At 47.3% G+C, this 16,992-nt stretch carries 15 protein-coding genes; 6 read left to right on the top strand and 9 right to left on the bottom strand.

Features of this window, described 5'->3' with window-relative positions; genetic code table 11:
* The first annotated feature begins 224 nt into the window (after positions 1-224).
* Positions 225-2,351, top strand: a complete 2,127-nt coding sequence (locus FBF61_RS01195) for a type IA DNA topoisomerase (protein ID WP_138475341.1) — start codon at positions 225-227, stop codon at positions 2,349-2,351.
* A gap of 8 nt (positions 2,352-2,359) precedes the next feature.
* On the opposite strand, the gene FBF61_RS01200 is transcribed toward FBF61_RS01195, so the two are convergent.
* On the bottom strand, positions 2,360-2,602 hold the full coding sequence (locus FBF61_RS01200) for a helix-turn-helix domain-containing protein (RefSeq protein WP_138475342.1): 243 nt from the start codon (positions 2,600-2,602) through the stop codon (positions 2,360-2,362).
* A gap of 128 nt (positions 2,603-2,730) precedes the next feature.
* Between FBF61_RS01200 and FBF61_RS01205 the strand changes: the two genes are divergently transcribed.
* Entirely contained in the window at positions 2,731-3,567 is an 837-nt protein-coding gene (locus FBF61_RS01205) for an aldo/keto reductase (RefSeq protein ID WP_138475343.1), read from the top strand.
* Between the two features lie 24 nt (positions 3,568-3,591).
* Positions 3,592-4,341, top strand: coding sequence for an SDR family NAD(P)-dependent oxidoreductase (locus tag FBF61_RS01210; protein WP_138475344.1), 750 nt, complete (start codon positions 3,592-3,594; stop codon positions 4,339-4,341).
* Between the two features lie 26 nt (positions 4,342-4,367).
* Here FBF61_RS01210 and FBF61_RS01215 read toward each other — a convergent pair whose 3' ends face one another.
* The 4 genes from FBF61_RS01215 to FBF61_RS01230 form a co-directional block, all read right to left on the bottom strand.
* The gene (locus FBF61_RS01215; protein WP_138475345.1) at positions 4,368-5,732 is read right to left on the bottom strand and encodes an amidohydrolase family protein; all 1,365 of its coding nucleotides are present in this window, start codon (positions 5,730-5,732) and stop codon (positions 4,368-4,370) included.
* Positions 5,733-5,768: 36 nt separating this feature from the next.
* The gene (locus FBF61_RS01220; RefSeq protein WP_138475346.1) at positions 5,769-6,932 is read right to left on the bottom strand and encodes a Gfo/Idh/MocA family protein; all 1,164 of its coding nucleotides are present in this window, start codon (positions 6,930-6,932) and stop codon (positions 5,769-5,771) included.
* 118 nt (positions 6,933-7,050) lie between these two features.
* Entirely contained in the window at positions 7,051-7,878 is an 828-nt protein-coding gene (locus tag FBF61_RS01225; RefSeq protein ID WP_138475347.1) for a DUF481 domain-containing protein, read from the bottom strand.
* A gap of 69 nt (positions 7,879-7,947) precedes the next feature.
* The gene (locus tag FBF61_RS01230; protein ID WP_138475348.1) at positions 7,948-8,391 is read right to left on the bottom strand and encodes an RpiB/LacA/LacB family sugar-phosphate isomerase; all 444 of its coding nucleotides are present in this window, start codon (positions 8,389-8,391) and stop codon (positions 7,948-7,950) included.
* Positions 8,392-8,531: 140 nt separating this feature from the next.
* Between FBF61_RS01230 and FBF61_RS01235 the strand changes: the two genes are divergently transcribed.
* Complete coding sequence (locus FBF61_RS01235; protein ID WP_138475349.1) at positions 8,532-11,924, top strand: DEAD/DEAH box helicase; 3,393 nt, start codon at positions 8,532-8,534, stop codon at positions 11,922-11,924.
* Between the two features lie 10 nt (positions 11,925-11,934).
* Here the strand turns inward: FBF61_RS01235 and FBF61_RS01240 are convergent, their stop codons facing one another.
* Positions 11,935-13,398 carry a fibronectin type III domain-containing protein gene (locus tag FBF61_RS01240; RefSeq protein ID WP_138475350.1) on the bottom strand — a complete coding sequence of 488 codons (1,464 nt, stop codon included), beginning with the start codon at positions 13,396-13,398 and terminating at the stop codon, positions 11,935-11,937.
* A 14-nt stretch (positions 13,399-13,412) separates the two neighbouring features.
* A complete protein-coding gene (locus FBF61_RS01245; RefSeq protein ID WP_138475351.1) occupies positions 13,413-14,318 on the bottom strand; it encodes a magnesium transporter CorA family protein in 906 nt (301 codons plus the stop codon).
* Between the two features lie 369 nt (positions 14,319-14,687).
* On the opposite strand from FBF61_RS01245, the gene FBF61_RS01250 reads away from it, so the two are divergent.
* A complete protein-coding gene (locus tag FBF61_RS01250) occupies positions 14,688-15,545 on the top strand; it encodes an SDR family oxidoreductase (protein WP_138475352.1) in 858 nt (285 codons plus the stop codon).
* A gap of 53 nt (positions 15,546-15,598) precedes the next feature.
* Positions 15,599-16,003, top strand: coding sequence for a DUF1801 domain-containing protein (locus FBF61_RS01255; protein WP_138475353.1), 405 nt, complete (start codon positions 15,599-15,601; stop codon positions 16,001-16,003).
* 70 nt (positions 16,004-16,073) lie between these two features.
* On the opposite strand, the gene FBF61_RS01260 is transcribed toward FBF61_RS01255, so the two are convergent.
* Both FBF61_RS01260 and FBF61_RS01265 read right to left on the bottom strand, forming a co-directional pair.
* On the bottom strand, positions 16,074-16,466 hold the full coding sequence (locus tag FBF61_RS01260; protein ID WP_138475354.1) for an NUDIX hydrolase: 393 nt from the start codon (positions 16,464-16,466) through the stop codon (positions 16,074-16,076).
* 32 nt (positions 16,467-16,498) lie between these two features.
* On the bottom strand, positions 16,499-16,948 hold the full coding sequence (locus tag FBF61_RS01265) for a GNAT family N-acetyltransferase (RefSeq protein ID WP_138475355.1): 450 nt from the start codon (positions 16,946-16,948) through the stop codon (positions 16,499-16,501).
* Positions 16,949-16,992: the final 44 nt, after the last annotated feature.

Below are 16,992 nucleotides of genomic sequence, written 5' to 3' on the forward strand. Positions count from 1 at the left end.
AAAAATATTTAAAAAATCTGAAATATTTTTTCACCAACTGATTATCCGGTCAGAAAACTGCCGCTTCAACCAGAACTGGTCCTATACCACTGGTTTCAATGTGGTTATGAATCATCGGAAAACCGACAGCCACAGTCTCGATAAATTTCATAAACTTTGTCTGCATAAATGAATTTTTAATTTCAACAGACCGGCATGTATCCAGCGGTCTCCTCATTGACAACATGAAAGTTTGCATTGCCGAAAAGCCAAGTGTAGCGAAGGATATAGCCGGGGTGATCGGGGCGAATCAGCGAAAAGACGGATATTACGAAGGCAACGGATACCAGGTCACCTGGACGTTCGGGCATTTTTGTACTTTAAAAGAACCGCACGATTATACTGAACGATGGAAATCGTGGCGACTGGAAGACCTGCCGATGATCCCGTCCAGCTTCGGTATCAAGCTGATCGACAATGCCGGCGCGCTGAAACAATTCGGTATCATCGAAAATCTGGTCCGGAACTGCGAAGAGGTCGTCAACTGCGGGGATGCGGGACAGGAAGGAGAATTGATACAGCGCTGGGTTCTGCTGAAAGCGAAGTGCGCCGTGCCTGTCAAACGACTATGGATCTCATCGCTGACCGAGCAGGCCATCCGCGAAGGATTCGGAAAGCTGCGGGAAAGCGAGCAATATGATAACCTGTATGCTGCGGGAAGCGCACGGGCCATCGGTGACTGGCTGCTCGGCATGAATGCGACCCGCCTTTTCACCAAAAAATTCGGACAGGGAAAAGTTGTGCTTTCGATCGGAAGGGTACAAACCCCTACCCTCGCCCTCATTGTCCAGCGGCAAAAAGAGATCAACGCTTTTGTTTCGGAGGAATACTGGGAACTGAAGACCCTATACCGGGAAACAGAATTTACAGCGACTATTGACCGCATCAGAAATGAGGAAAAGGCGAACAAAGGGCTGGCCTATTTGCTGCTGCATGAATTTGAGATAACGGCATTTGAGAAAAAAGAGGGAAAAGAAGGTAACCCGCGTCTTTTCGACCTGACCTCGTTGCAGGTTGAGGCCAATAAAAAGTACGGCTATTCGGCGGAAGACACCTTGAAGCACATTCAGAATTTATACGAAAAAAAATTCGTGACTTACCCCAGAGTGGACACCACTTACTTATCCGAGGATCTGCATCCGAAGATCGAGGGTATCATGAAAGACCTTACCTATTATGCACAATACACGGCATCCATTCTCGAAAAGCCGATCCCGAAATCCAAAACGGTTTTTGATGACAAAAAAGTAACCGATCACCATGCCATTATCCCAACCGGTGTTTTGCCCGGGCATATCAGTCAGGATGAGAAGCGGATCTACGATCTGATCGTCCGAAGGTTTATTGCAGCTTTCTATCCTGAATGCAAGGTTTCCAATACCACCGTCCTCGGAATGGTTGGCCAGGTTGAATTTAAAGCGACAGGAAAGCAAATTCTGGAACCGGGCTGGCGGGCGGTTTACGCCAGCGATGCATCGGCAAAAAAGGAGGCAGAAGAAGAAAAGGTGATGCCCAATTTTGAAGTAGGTGAAAAAGGCCCTCATGAACCGCGCGTTCATCAGGGCAAAACTACGCCGCCAAAGGCCTACACAGAAGCCACTCTCCTGCGGGCAATGGAAACAGCAGGCAGACAAGTAGAAGATGAAGAAATGCGCGAACTCCTGAAAGACAATGGAATAGGACGCCCATCGACCCGCGCCAACATCATCGAAACGCTATTCAAACGCAGGTATATAGAGAAGAAGAAAAAAAACATCTTCGCAACCCAGACCGGAATGGACCTCATTGACACAATCCAGAATGAGCTGCTGAAAAGCGCCGAACTGACGGGTAACTGGGAAAGGAAGCTGCGCCTGATCGAAAAAGGCGAATATTCCATGGATACATTTAAACAGGAGCTCATCCAGATGGTGGTGGACCTTACCCATGAGGTCAAAAGTAATCACCACCGGACCATTTCAATAACCGAAGAGATCGCTCCTGAGAAAGCGGAGAAGGAAGAAAAAGTAAAAAAAGAAGCCAAGCCGCGGGAACCCAAAGAAGAAATTCCCATAGAGTCGCTTACATGCCCGAAATGCAAGGAGCATTTACTCAAAAAAGGAAAAACCGCCTATGGCTGCGGGAATTTCAAAGTGTGCGGTTTTATCATCCCATTTGAATTTCTGGGTAAAAAACTGACGGATAAAAACGTGTTTGACCTCCTCAGCAAAGGAAAAACCGTAAAGCTGAAAGGGCTTCAGATTCCCGGCAACCCCGATCCTGTTGATGCCCGCCTGGTCATGAATGGGGATTTCAATTTTGAAGTGGGTTAAAATGCCCTTTACATAGCTGTATTCGGTGTTTCCACAAAAGGCAGCTTGAATTCAATTCCTGAAATCTGGCACAGGGCAAGAAATTCAGATAAACTTGGAATTGTTTCTCCACTCAGGATTTTCTCCATTTTCTCCCTGGAAAACCCTGTCTGCTCAACCGATGTATCCAGATTAACCCCCTTTGCCTCCATCAATGCCCTGATATCTGCAATAATGGCCTTCGCCTGGCCTTCATAAATTGTCGTTTCCATGGTATTTATCAAATAGGTTTCCTGCTAATTGTTACAAAACTGTGCCAGATTGTTCTGGCGTGAAATTTGTGCCATGTTAAAGTTGTTGACGAATCAGAACGTTATCATCATTTTTAACATACATCAAAATGATTGTCGCAAACAAGTTCCGCATCGGCGGTGAAATTGAAATCAACAGAATGGGCTACGGTGGCATGCAGCTCACCGGCCAGGGCGTTTGGGGAGACGCTCCCGATCGCGAGAAGGCGAAAGAAGTGCTGAAAGCAGCAGTTGCGTCGGGTGTCAATTTTATCGATACTGCGGATTCTTACGGTCCGCACACCAATGAAATCCTGATTTCGGAGGCGCTGCATCCTTATTCCGACGATCTGCTGATCGCTACCAAAGGCGGATTTGACCGGACGGGGCCAAACCAATGGGTTGTAAATGGTAACCCAGAACATATCCGCGAAGCTATTGAGGGAAGCCTGAAACGGCTTAAACTGGACCGGATAGACCTCTGGCAACTCCACCGTTTTGATCCGAAATTTCCCATCGAAGAAACGTTGGCCCCTGTGGTTGACGCTGTAAAAGCCGGAAAGATCCTGCATGTAGGATTGTCGGAGGTTAATATTAAACAGATCGAAAGTGCGGAAAAAGTACTGCCGATTGTTTCCGTTCAGAACCTTTACAACCTTGGCGACCGCAAATGGGAAGAGGTGGTGGATTATACTGAGAAGCGGGGAATGGCCTTTATTCCATGGTACCCGCTGGCTTCCGGTCCGCATAAGATGAAAAGCAAGATCACACAAATTGCCGAAAAACATGGTGCTACGATTTCGCAAATCGCACTGGCATGGCTGCTGAAACGTGCACCGCACATCTTGCTTATTCCGGGAACAAGCTCCCTCGACCACCTTCATGAAAACCTCAAAGCAGGAGAAATTAAGTTATCAGACGAAGATTTCGCGGCGCTTTCAAAGTAGGTTTCAACAGTAAAATCCAATCAAATGCTTTCTTATCAGAATAGAGTGGTGATCGTAACGGGTGCTGGAAACGGCATTGGCAGCGTAATTGCCGCGTTTTATGCCCGGCAAGGCGCGACCGTGGCCATGTGGGACCGGGACAAAAATGGATTGGCGCAAATACAAAAATCCTTGAAAAATGAGGGTTACTTTGTGACTTCCCGCATCATTGATCTTACGTCTCCTGCGGAAATCGTCAAAGCGATAGAGGACGAGCGACAGGCACTGGGCAGGATCGATATCCTGATCAACAATGCAGGGCTTGGAAGGAGCGCATCGCCTTACGATCTGTCGGTAGATGACTGGGATTATGTGATCAATACCAATCTGCGCGGCAGCTTTTTATGTGCGCGGGAAGCAGCAAAAATCATGCGCCAGAACGGTCGGGGTGCTATTGTGAACATTGCGTCCACCCGGGCGCTGATGTCCGAACCCGATACGGAGGCTTATGCAGCTTCCAAAGGCGGGATACTCGCGCTCACACATGCGCTGGCCATCTCATTGGGGCCGGACAAGATCACCGTGAATGCCATCAGCCCCGGCTGGATCGAGACCGGTGATTATGAGAAGCTAAAACGGTCAGATCATGAACAACATCCGGCTGGGCGCGTCGGGAAACCGGAAGATATTGCCAGGGCTTGTCTGTACCTGACCAACCCTGACAATGACTTTATCACCGGTATCAACCTCGTGATCGACGGCGGAATGACACGCAAGATGATTTACGAAGAATAAGATTTCGAAAAACAGAAGCCTCCACTCTATCGTTTTTCAAGCTTTTTCAGCTCTTTCTGAAGATATGCTTTGGATAACCATTTGGTACCGATCATCACACCTTCAATGTTTCTGGTTTGGCCGATGTCTGTCAGCGGATTTCCGCTCAGCAGCACCAGATCAGAAACATTTCCCGTTTTTATCACACCCGTATCCGTTTTTTTAAGATAGGAAGCAACATTGACGGTACCGGTACGCAGTGCCTGGTATGGTGTAAGACCCGCGTCGGTCAGGTATTTCATTTCATGCAGTGTTGAAAATCCCGGTACGTTTAATACCTGCGGCGCGTCGCAGCCCAATAAAAGTTCCACACCGCCGTTTTGGCAAGCCAGGATGAGTTTCCGGCGTACATTCACAAAAGCCTCGGCCCGCTCTTTGGTAAATTTGGGATTATTGATGTAGCTGTTTTTGGCATTCATCCAGTTTTTCACCTCCTCCGGTTTCATGTATTTCAGGTTCGGATCATTGGCATAAGCTTCCGCCGGTAACGGGGAAAGCCAGCGCTCGGCAATAGCCTGCGTAGGTACCACCCTGATATTTTTATCCTTCAATGCTTTAATCAATTTCGGGATGCGGGTCGTGTCTGCGGCGTAGGCTATCCATGTCCCGAAAAGTCCGGTTTCCTGTTCAGCCAGCGTATCGGTTCCGGGCGTGATCGCTTCCACGAAACCATCGAGGTGATCGATGGATGAATATCCGGCGTCGATCGCAGCCCAGACGCCCACGGCAAATGACACGTGCCCTACCATCGGAATTCCGAGCTGGGCGGAAGTTTTGGCGATACCGGGAAAAGTTTCCTTTGTGAGCCCGGGCAAAAGTTTCAGATAGTCGTAGCCCGCTGCCTTTTCCTCCTTTACCATCTCAATACCACGCTCTGCTGTTTTTACAGTTTGACCACTGAATGCCGGGCCGGTGGTGTAAAAGTTCGGTCCCAGGATTTCGCCGCTTCTTACTTTGGTCCGCAGTTCAAGGTGCTTGGCATTGCCGAGCATTCCACGGATCGTTGTGATCCCATTTGCAAGATAAAGCATTAATACATCCTTCATAGGCCCCAGCTCGTCGATCGCAGGCACATGGGCATGCATTTCCGACCAGCCGGGTACCAGATATTTTCCTATGGCATCAATGACCAGCGCATCCTTACCGTACTTCACAGCAGCATCGGCGCCCAGCGATGTGATCCTGCCGTTTTTAACTACCACGGTCTGTCCGGAAAGTACGGTTTCCTTGTCCATAGGAACCACATTCACCATTTTGAACACAATTTCACGATTGCTGTTATTTTCAGGTTCCTGTGCCAAAACAGCCGTCGAAAGGGCGATTCCGAGAATGAAAATCAGTTTGCGGATCATAGTACGAAATGGTTGGAATGTTTGGAAAACACGTTCTTAACTTATCTTACTGACGTTCTGCGCCATTTTCTGAGCTTTTAATGCAAGTTCCGTAGCCAGGAAACAATGCTCCTGCGACATCGCAGTTTCGGTGCGGTTGAGCACATCGTCTACCAGTTGAGTGCCGTAAGTGAGCTCTACCTTACTGCAATCTACATATTGGGTTTCTTTATTGTTCACGACAAACAAATGATTGCCTCCGTCCCTGCCGGCGATATCAATGTTTTTCCTGATCTCGATGTAGCCTTCCGTACCCAGTACGGTCAATCTGCCGTCGCCCCAGGTTTTCAGTCCGTCGGGGGTAAACCAGTCCACACGGATATAGCCGGCACCACCGTTTCCACGCAGCATAGCATCGCCGAAATCTTCAAATGCAGGATACTGCGGGTGGTTAACGTTTCCAACCTGCGAAGCCACTACCTCAGCTTTGGTTGAATTGGTAAAAAACAGATATTGGTCAAACTGGTGCGAAGCAATGTCGCAGATAATGCCGCCGAAACGTTTTTTATCAAAAAACCACTCGGGCCGTGAAGCCGGGTTCATACGGTGCGGGCCCAGGCCGATCGTCTGCACTACTTTCCCGATCACGCCTTGTTTGATCAGTTCGCCAGCCTTCACAGTCGCGCGGTTTTCCAGCCGTTCGCTGTACATGATGGAATAAATGCGCTTGGTTTCTTTCTGAACCTTACGAACCTGCGTCAGCTGTTCCAGAGAAGTGACGCCCGGCTTGTCAACCATATAATCCTTTCCGCTTTTCATCACGCGTATGCCCAGGGGCGCACGCTCGTCGGGAATGCCTGAGCTCAGGATGAGCTGAATGGATTTATCTTCAAGAATCTCGTTTTCGCTTTTCGCAGCTTTTGCATTGGGGTACTTTTTTGCAAAATCGGCGGCCAGATCCTGTTCCCTGGCATAAAAAGACACCAGTTCCCCGCCTCCTCTGGTAACCGCCTCCACCTGCCCGTAAATATGGCCATGGTTCATTCCAATCACTGAAAATCTGATTCGTGGCGCAACATTTTTACGGATTGCTACGGTGCTGAAATCCGGCGTCGCAGCAGCAAATACTTCCGGTGAAACGGCTGGCAACATCATCAGCCCGGCGGCGGTGTTAACGGAATTTCTGATAAACTGGCGGCGGTTGTTTTGTGGTTCTTTCATCGACTAGGTTTGAATGGTCTCTGTAATTTGATAAAGCACATTTTCGGACATATATAATGTACTTATGAAAAGACATGGTTATACGATTTCTGCCCCTACGCCGCTTGCCCGGTAAATGTTATTTATTTCCGACAGATACCCCAAAAGTGATCCTCGAATCATTTTTCTTACGGGTAGCCTCTACCACGCTTTCGTATGAATTTTCAAAACTGGTCCTCAGCGTTACCCACTTGTTGATCGGAAGCTCAATGGAAAGGATCGTGTTCCAGCGCAGATTTGACAGATCATTCAGGGCTGGCTGGATAAAAGTAATGTGATTGAAGCGGATCTTATCCTGTAAAACGGAATGTTTTCCTTTGATCCTGAAAGAATTACGGACGGTGGTAACAGTGGCTATTTCCGCAAAATTAGTCGACTCGTAAAGAATGGCATTGGTAAGGGAAAGATTGTTCGCCGCGCCGCGCAATACCCTGAAACCGACCCCGGCACCGGCCATCTGCCTCAGGTCGATGCGGCGCAGATTACTTGTTTCCAGCACACCCAGCCCAAAAACATAAGTCCTGCTTTTCTTGAAAACATCAAAAAACAGATCCGCGTAACTGTCCCGCTCGGCGAGCACACCGTTTTGTTTTCCGTATGTAAACCGTGGGTTGGTGGAAATAGAAATCAGCGGCCCGCTGAAAAGCAGTTCCGCGCGCAGCACCATGAGGCTCCGGTTCACGTTGCCGCGGGTAAAGTTCCCATCGCCGATCAGCCGGTAGCGGATGGTATCTATCAGCACAGGGTCAGGCCTTGGGATACTGTCAGGTTTCACTGCTGCGACCGAATCGGCGGGGATCACTTTTACCTTTGTTGAGTCAAGATCCTGTGCGCGGGCGACCTGACCAAAAATAAACAGCAGACAAGTCGCAAGTTTGACGGAACGGTAGTAGGCTATTTTTTTCATTAACGGATTTTGCGCAAAACAATAGTGCCAAATACCGCAAAGCAAAGAAACGATGACACTATTTAGATACTAACCTTCCAGGGCCCGCACTTTGCCCAGCCTGCGCAAGTGCCTTTCTTCACCTGTAAATTTCGCATTCAAAAATGCCGTGACCAGTTCCTGGGCAGCCATATTTCCCGTTACCCGCCCGCCCAGACAAAGAAGGTTAAGATCATCATCCTCCACACCCTGATGAGCTGAAAAGTGGTCGTTGATCAGTGCGGCCCGCACGCCTGCCACTTTGTTTGCTGCTACCGAAGCGCCCACCCCGCTTCCGCAGACCGCAATTCCCCGTTCAACTTCTTTATTCACCACAGCATGTGCGAGCGGGATTACAAAATCGGGATAGTCATCTTTTGAATCCAGCACATAGGCCCCAAAATCGGTGATATGATGACCCTGGGAAACCAGAAAGTTTTTAATCGATTCTTTCAGTTCATATCCTCCATGATCCGCAGCTATTCCTATTTCCATGTTTTTCACGTTTTAAAAACAAAATTTATACCGGCAAAACCTTCCGGCGTTGTGAAAAGCAATTTCGTTATTTTTATCAGAATATTACTTCGTGAAACCATAGATCCGGCGTTTTTGCCCGGAGTTTTTTAATTTGCCAAATGAAACAAAATGAGCCTGCCGAAGCTGTCGATCCAAATCCGGGAAATTTTACATTTGAGGATTTCAATATATCTGCGCTAAGTCACTCACATATCTTACAAAATAGCGCCGAGCTGCCGGCAACCGACACAAGAGGCTTTTTTGATATCCAGCCAGAGTTCATTGATCTTAACTACGCAGTCTTCAACTTCCCGGTCACATACATCGACCCGGTTAAAGTCACAATCCGGCAAACCCCGCATTCCGTAGTCATATATTGTGCATGCCAGTCGTCAGTCAAAAAGCTGTGCAAGCATCAGATTCAAGTACTTTACAATATCATGAACCGCAAAGATATCCGCGCGTTTTTTGATGAAAAGATCCGTTTTGAAAAGATAAAAGACGTAGCAAAGGATTATGGCCTCGAAAATGAGCTTAATCCCGATCAGTATTTTGAGTTGAAATACATTAATAAAACCCTTGAAATAAAACCGAAACTCAAAGAACTGATTCCTGTCAACGCCGGGTCAGCAGCGATTTTTGAGCATCAGTTTGTGTCAGCCGAAGCGGTAATTCCCGGAAATGCGCTGCCTGCCGATAATTCGGTGACAATCATCGTGTTGAGTCAGAACAAATATTACGACCGTTTCAATATTGAGCTTTATTCGGCAGCTACGACCAAAGAAGGCAAACTGAAAAACCCGCTGACAATCATTGACCCCCTGGACCTGATCTGGAATAGCAACGATCCGGACATACTCAAATTTCATACGGCTGTGTCGGCATTCCGGAACAATTTCAGGAAGAAAAACGCAGATACGGACCTGCAAGGGTTGAAATCGATTGTCAAAAATCCGCTGGGGCTTACCGCTTATTACCACAACCAGTCTGTCTCCGAAAATGCCGGCCCCAATTCACTGGTACCTGTTACACTGGTGCGTTCCGCATTTGATCTGCAATTGGTTATTGACGAAAAAAAACCGTTCTATCACGTTTCAGGCCAATTACTGCTGGACGGACTCACGCTCGACCTCGAAAAAGTAGAGCTGCGGTTTGAACATTTTGTTCAGTACAAAGATAATCTCTACCTCATCGATCACCCGGATATCCTTAGGGTGATCAGTTTTTTTCGCCAGCACAACCAAAAAATAATCGTTCATCAGTCGAAGTTCGATGAGTTCAGAGAAACGCTTCTTGCCAAAATTGAGTCAAAAATCAGGATTACGTATTCCTACCTCAAACCTGCAACAGAGAAGCAGCTTGAAGATGAAGGATTCAACAGCGAAAATCAGAAGATCATTTACCTGGAAGACTTCGGGAATTATGTATTGTTGACGCCGGTACTCAAATATGGAAATGTGGAAGTGCCGCTTTTTTCCAAAAAACAGATCTATGCAGTCGATGCACACGGGAATCCGTTTATCGTGCGCCGTGACGAGGATGCAGAAATACGTTTTACGAGTATGCTGGTGCGGCAGCATCCCGATTTTGAAGATCAGCTGGGCAGAAAGTTTTTTTATCTGCACAAAGACCAGTTTCTGGATGAAAACTGGTTTCTGGACACTTTTGAAGCCTGGACTACCGATAATATTACAATCCTGGGGTTCAACAAGCTGACCAAAAACCGCTTTAATCCTCACAAACCGCAAATCTCGGTCAGTGTTGCCAGTGGGATCAACTGGTTCAATACCACGGCTATCGTTCAGTTCGGCAAACAGAAAGTCACCCTGAAACACCTGCAAAAAGCAGTAAAAAACCGTACAAAGTATGTACAGCTCGGGGACGGAACGCTGGGGATATTGCCCGACGAATGGATAGAGAAATTCCACCGCTTTTTTGAGGCAGGGGAAATTGAAGGCGAGCTTATCCGCACTCCGAAAATCAATTTTGCGACGGTCAGCGAAATGTATGAGGCCGAAGTGCTGGACCAGCAGGTGCAGGAACAACTGCTTCAATACCAGTCGGGATTCGCTAATTTTGATGCGATACAGCCTGTTCCGGTACCAGAGGAATTGAACGCGTCGTTGCGGGAATACCAGAAACAGGGCTTGAACTGGCTGAATTTTCTGGATGATTTTGGGTTTGGCGGCTGCCTTGCGGATGATATGGGTTTGGGAAAAACCTTGCAGATCATTGCGTTTATTTTATCACAAAGAAAAAAACCGGTACAGAATACCAACCTGATCATTGTACCTACTTCGCTGATTTTCAACTGGCAGGCGGAAGTCGAAAAATTTGCCCCTACCCTGAAAATCCTGACGATTTACGGGGCCGGCAGAATAAGGGAAGTTTCCGATTTCGACCAATACGAGATCATACTGACATCTTACGGCACACTGCTCTCTGATGTTAATTTTCTCAAAAAATATACCTTTAACTACATCATTCTCGACGAATCACAGGCCATTAAAAATCCCGAATCGCAACGGTACAAAGCCGCACGGCTGCTGCATTCGCGCAATAAGATCGTACTCACCGGTACGCCTGTTGAAAACAACACGTTTGATCTGTACGGCCAGCTTTCATTTGCATGCCCTGGGTTATTGGGGAACAAAACCCAGTTCAGAAACCACTTTTCAACGCCCATAGACAGGTTTCAGGACAGTGAAAGGGCCAGAGAACTGCAAAAAAGGATCAATCCGTTTATTCTGAGAAGGACAAAAAAACAGGTAGCAACCGAACTTCCTGACAAAACGGAAATGATCATTTACTGTGAAATGGGCGACGAACAGCGAAAGGTTTACAATGCCTATGAGCTGGAATTCTACACTTTTCTGAACAGCAAGAACGAGATCGACATTCCGCGTGAAAGCCTGCATGTATTGCAGGGACTCACCAAGCTGCGGCAGATCTGCAACTCGCCCGCACTGCTCAATGATCATGAATATTATGGAAATACCTCGTCCAAAATAGAGGTGCTGATGGAACAGATCCAATCCAAAACACCGCAGCACAAAATCCTGGTGTTTTCTCAATTCGTCTCCATGCTCGACCTGATCCGGGAAGAACTCGTCAAAAACGACATCCAATTCGAATACCTCACCGGCCAGACTAAAGACAGGGCTGCCCGTGTGGAAAATTTTCAGAACAATCCGGACGTACGCGTGTTTCTGATCAGCCTGAAAGCCGGGGGGACCGGCCTTAACCTCACGGAAGCAGACTACGTTTTCCTGGTCGATCCGTGGTGGAACCCTGCTGTTGAGAATCAGGCAATTGACAGGAGTTACAGGATAGGACAGAAAAAAAATGTGATTGCTGTGAGGCTGATTTGCCCCGATACCATCGAAGAAAAGATCATGGAATTGCAGCACTTGAAAAAAGACCTGGCAGAAGATCTTGTCAAAACAGATATTTCGGTACTGAAATCGCTTTCCAAAAAGGACTTGCTTGGATTGGTTTCTTTCTACAAATAATACCGGTTTCTCAGTAAACAAGAATTTTGCGACGTATCGTTTCTCTGTCCGTCTCCACCACCACCAGATAAATTCCAGGAGTAAATGTTCTGAGATCGGTCTCGGACACCTGACGTATTTCAAGGTGCTTGTACAGTCGTCCGCTGACATCAAAAACGCTCAGCCTGGCCGGGGAAGATCTTTTTAATTCAATGTTCAGGATTTTATTATCCAGATAAATGACGTGACCAGCCGCAACCGGCTCCGTACCTGTGACAATGGACCTTGCGGGTACTATGGCCACCAGGCTGTAAGGCGAGCCGCCTCCGGAATTCAGCGCCTTGATCCTGTAATAGTAATCCGCAATCTCCAGCTCCTCCCTGTCTTCGTACTGTATGATATTGGCAGGTAATTTTGCCAGTTGTACAAAACCATTTTCAGGATCACGCGAGCGCTCGATCACCACTTCCGAAGCATTGCCTGTGAGGGCAGCCCAGCGCAACTGGATGAAATCGGGAGCAACAGGAACTGCCGTCAGATTCTGCGGCACATCAGGCACCGGGATATTCTGGGTCGTTGCGGAAACCACATTACTGTATGCCGACGCTCCCGCCGAATTAACTGCTCTGACGCGGTAATGATAAGTTGTGACTGCGGTCAGGCCGGTATTTTGGTAGGAGATCAAATTGAGCCCTACATCCGCAATTTTCGTAAAATTGGTAGCATTTAATGACCTCTCGACCTCAAAACGGGTTTCATTGGCAGACTTGTCGTTCCATGCAAGGTTGATCTGGGTTGACGAAACCGCTTCCGCAGTGAGCCCGTCCGGAGCGGCAGGCGGCACCTGAAGCGTGGTGGCACTGGCAATGTTGGAGTAGGCAGATTTACCTGCCGAATTTTTGGCAAGAATACGGTACCAGTATTTTGTCGTTGCCGCCAGACCGATGTTCTGGAAATATTCAACGTCGGGCCCTATGTCGGTGATCTTTACAAATGTGATCCCGTCGGCCGATCTTTCCAGCTCGAAAGCTGTTTCATCTGTGGCATTGTCTGTCCAGCTGATATTGATCTGCGTCCCGGACACGGCAATGGCGGTGAGGTCGGAAGGTGCTTTTGGGATGGTGACCACCGGTGGTTTGGTCGTGGCAGTGGCCACATTGGAATAAGCGGAGTTACCTGAAAGGTTTTTGGAGCGGACACGGTACCAGTACGCAGTTGAAGCTTTGAGCCCTGTGCTCTGAGCGGTAACAATGTCTTTGGCCAGGTCAGCGATCTTGACAAAAACTTTCCCGTCCCCGGAAATTTCCAGGTCGAATCCGGTTTCGTCAGTCGAGTTATCCGTCCAGGTCAGGTTGATCTGTGTGGGAGAAAAGGCGGTTGCTACCAGATTGGAAGGCGTTTTCGGTACTATAAAAGCATACATTTTCCCCGAGAACATCGGGCAAATCAGCAACAAAACATTCAGAACAAAATATCGCGTAAAATTTTTCTTCATTTGATCATGTAACATCATTGCAACCAACCTTTCTTTTTAAACCAAAAATACACTCCGGCCGTAATAACTGCCATCACCAGCATGATGCCGGGATAACCGTATTTCATCCTGAGCTCCGGCATAAAATCGAAATTCATACCGTAGATACCTACAATAAATGTAAGCGGCATGAAAAATACTGAAAACAATGTCAAAATCCGGACAATTTCATTGGTACGCTGGGAAGAAATGGAAAAATAGATAATCACCAGCTGATTCATGTTCTCGAAAAGCGTATCATAAATATTGTGGAGCTTTACGTACAAGTCCCTTGTATCACGTGTGTAAGCATTGGTATGCTCTTTATCATCGAGCTTATCGACGATTTCGTGCGAGAGCATGACTATCCTGCGGGTCACTTCTACCCGCCTTCTCAGATAATAAAGCCCTTTGAGGAGCGTGGGTTTCCTGTTTTTCAAAAACATATTCTCCTCGTAGTACTCAATATCTTTGGTGAGCTCCACGGACGGCTGTTCGTAGCTCAGTAGGCAGTTTTTTACAATTTCATTGACCAGATGGTGTGTATTTTCGCAAAGTTTAGTGTCCACATAATTTTCCTTGATCACGCTGCAGGCAGTCCACTTCTTTTTATGGAGTGTAAGAACAAGGTCTTCTTTCACGAAAATCGCTACTTTATTGCTCAGTTCCTGAACAGTGTCGGCCTCATCCAAAACCTTTTCCGCATGCGTCCTGAAAATGATGAATATATAACCGTCCACTTTTTCATATTTCGGGAGGTGGTCGGGCTGCAGCCAGTCTTTGATCGAAGAGTCGTGTAGTTTGTACTTTTGAGCAATCTCTTTCAGCTCATCCTCACTGGGATCTAAAACATCCAGCCATTCAAAAGGGTATTCGGACTTGTCGGCAATGGTCTGGATCATAAATGGTTATTTGTCGGATTTGGTATCAATAATAAAACTTAGGGGCCAGTCTCTTGTGAAAAAAGGTACAGAAATTTTTCACTTGCTTATGCACCTGATCAGTGAAAACAAATGTAATACGGGCCGCAGAAAGTAAGCGATAAAACCTTTGATATACAAACCATAAAGGTTATCCACCAGCTATCATGGCCACTTTGACTGGTACCTTCCGCCCGCCAGTTTCATGTTTTCAGACTTATAAACCCCGTTATTATAATTGTGCCGATGCAACACCGCCGCCAAAAAATGGTCCGACATCGTCCGTCTGGCACGTGGTTTGTGGTCTCGCCTGCATCACAATCTTATTTCTACACAATAATCATCAACATCATGGAATTTAACATTGATACCAAAGGTCAGACGCAAACTAAACAGCCAGGAGTAGAAGAAGCAATGAACCCGGAACCGGTTGTTATTCGCGAAAACTACCGTGGAAGCGACAAATTGCAAGGAAAAACTGCGCTCATCACAGGCGGAGACAGTGGAATAGGGCGGTCTGTTGCGGTACATTTTGCCCGGGAAGGTGCCAATGTTGCCATTGTTTACCTTGACGAAAACCAGGATGCAAAAGACACCAAATCCATGGTAGAGGCTGAGGGAAGAGCATGTTTGCTAATTCGGGGCGACATCCGCGATGAACAATTTTGTAAAGATGCTGTCCATAAAACCATTGCAGAATTCGGGAAACTGAATATCCTGGTCAATAATGCTGCGGAACAGCATCCGAAGGAAGACATCCGGGAAATCTCGGCCGAGCAGCTCTCCGACACTTTTTCAACCAATATCTTCTCATTCTTCTATTTCACGCAAGCTGCACTGAAACACCTCCAGGAGGGTGACAGCATTATAAATACAACGTCGATCACGGCTTATCACGGGAGCCCTGCGCTGCTGGATTACTCGTCCACGAAGGGAGCCATTGTAGGTTATACACGTTCCCTTTCATTAAATCTGATCGAAAAAGGGATCAGGGTTAACGCAGTCGCGCCGGGCCCAATCTGGACTCCCCTGATCCCATCGACCTTTGATTCAGAACGTGTAAAAGAATTTGGTAAGGACACGCCAATGAAACGTCCAGGTCAGCCTTGCGAAGTTGCGCCGAGCTACGTATTCCTGGCTTGCGAGGATTCTTCTTACATCAGCGGTCAGGTCCTGCATCCCAACGGAGGACAGGTCATCAACGGGTAAACCGATATTTCCTTTATATTAGGAAATCAAAAATACCACGGGCCCAAAGCATTATGCCAGCAAAAGAAAGCAAAGCCGCTACCAAAGTAACCAGGAAAAAACCGGACGATGCGGAACAGGTATCGTTTTTTATGGACCAGCTCGAACATCCGCTCAAAGCCGAAATTGAAGCGTTGAGGCAGATCATCAAAAATGCCGTTCCGCAAATTTCCGAACGGGTCAAATGGAATGCGCCGAGCTACTATACCACGGCAGACCTGCTGACATTCAACCCGCGAATGGTGGGAAAAGCGCATCTCGTTTTTCATCACATTGCCATTGTGCAGGTCAAGTCTGCATTGCTCGAAGGCGACTATAAGGACCGACGGATGATGTATTTTACAGATATGGCAGATGTAGAAGCCAAAAGGCCGGAACTAGAAAGGATTTTGAGGGAGTATGTTTTGCTGGTTGGCTGATGGTTTGAGAAAGTGACTTCCGGCTTTTCATTATGGCGAATCTGCCATAATGAAAAGTCAGGAAGAGAATTCAATCCAGCAATCCCCTCGATCTCAAATCGTCAAAGATTATTTTATCGACAGTTGAGATAATATCCATATCCGCACAGGAAAGCCACCTGACTTCTTCAATTTCGGCGGCTGGATAAAATGGGCCAAGGGCGGTCGTTGTATAACATCTCATTCTGACCATTACTCCATCAGGATGGTTATGAGCCTGCGCCTGAAATTCTCCGTAAAAAACCAGGGTTGAGGGATCAATTTTTACAGATAACTCTTCCTCAATTTCTCTCACAAGGGCTTCTTCATCGGATTCCCCAGCTTCGCGTTTGCCTCCGGGAATGTAGAAAACATTGCGTCCTATGCTCCGGGCCGAGAGTATTTTTTTATTCTGTATTTCGATTAGTGCTAGTTTGTCGATCATAGTTGTCTTTGCCCCGGGTTGAAACCCGGGGTTTATAGTATCTTCTCAAAACATACGCTATTCTCCACTCCGGCATACTGCCCGTAATTGGGAATGATCTGGTAATTATTCTTTTTGTAAAGCTCGACGGCTTCTCGCTGCCGTTTTCCTGTTTCGAGAATGCATCTTTTGCTGGAAAGTTCTGCCGCCCAATTTTCAAGTTCGGCAAGCAGTTTCGTGGCAATACCTTTGTTTCTGCCCTCCGGCGAAACATACATCCGTTTGACTTCCATAGTATCCGGCGCAAAGGCCTTGATCGCCCCGCAGCCTACTGGCGTCTCACCATCGTACGCCAACACTACATGGCGGATCTTGTCAAGCTTGTTGTATTGTGAATAAAAAGAATGGTCATCACCGTCGGTCACAGCGAGATATGCATCAAGCTGCCGCACGAGGTCGATGAAATCGGGGTTATCGGAATCGGTTCTTACGAGTTCGATCATCGGATGGTCTATAGCCCCGGGTTTCAACCCGGGGTTCGGTGAAT

It is taken from the genome of Dyadobacter bucti (genome assembly GCF_005869225.1).
Lineage (GTDB): Bacteria > Bacteroidota > Bacteroidia > Cytophagales > Spirosomataceae > Dyadobacter > Dyadobacter bucti.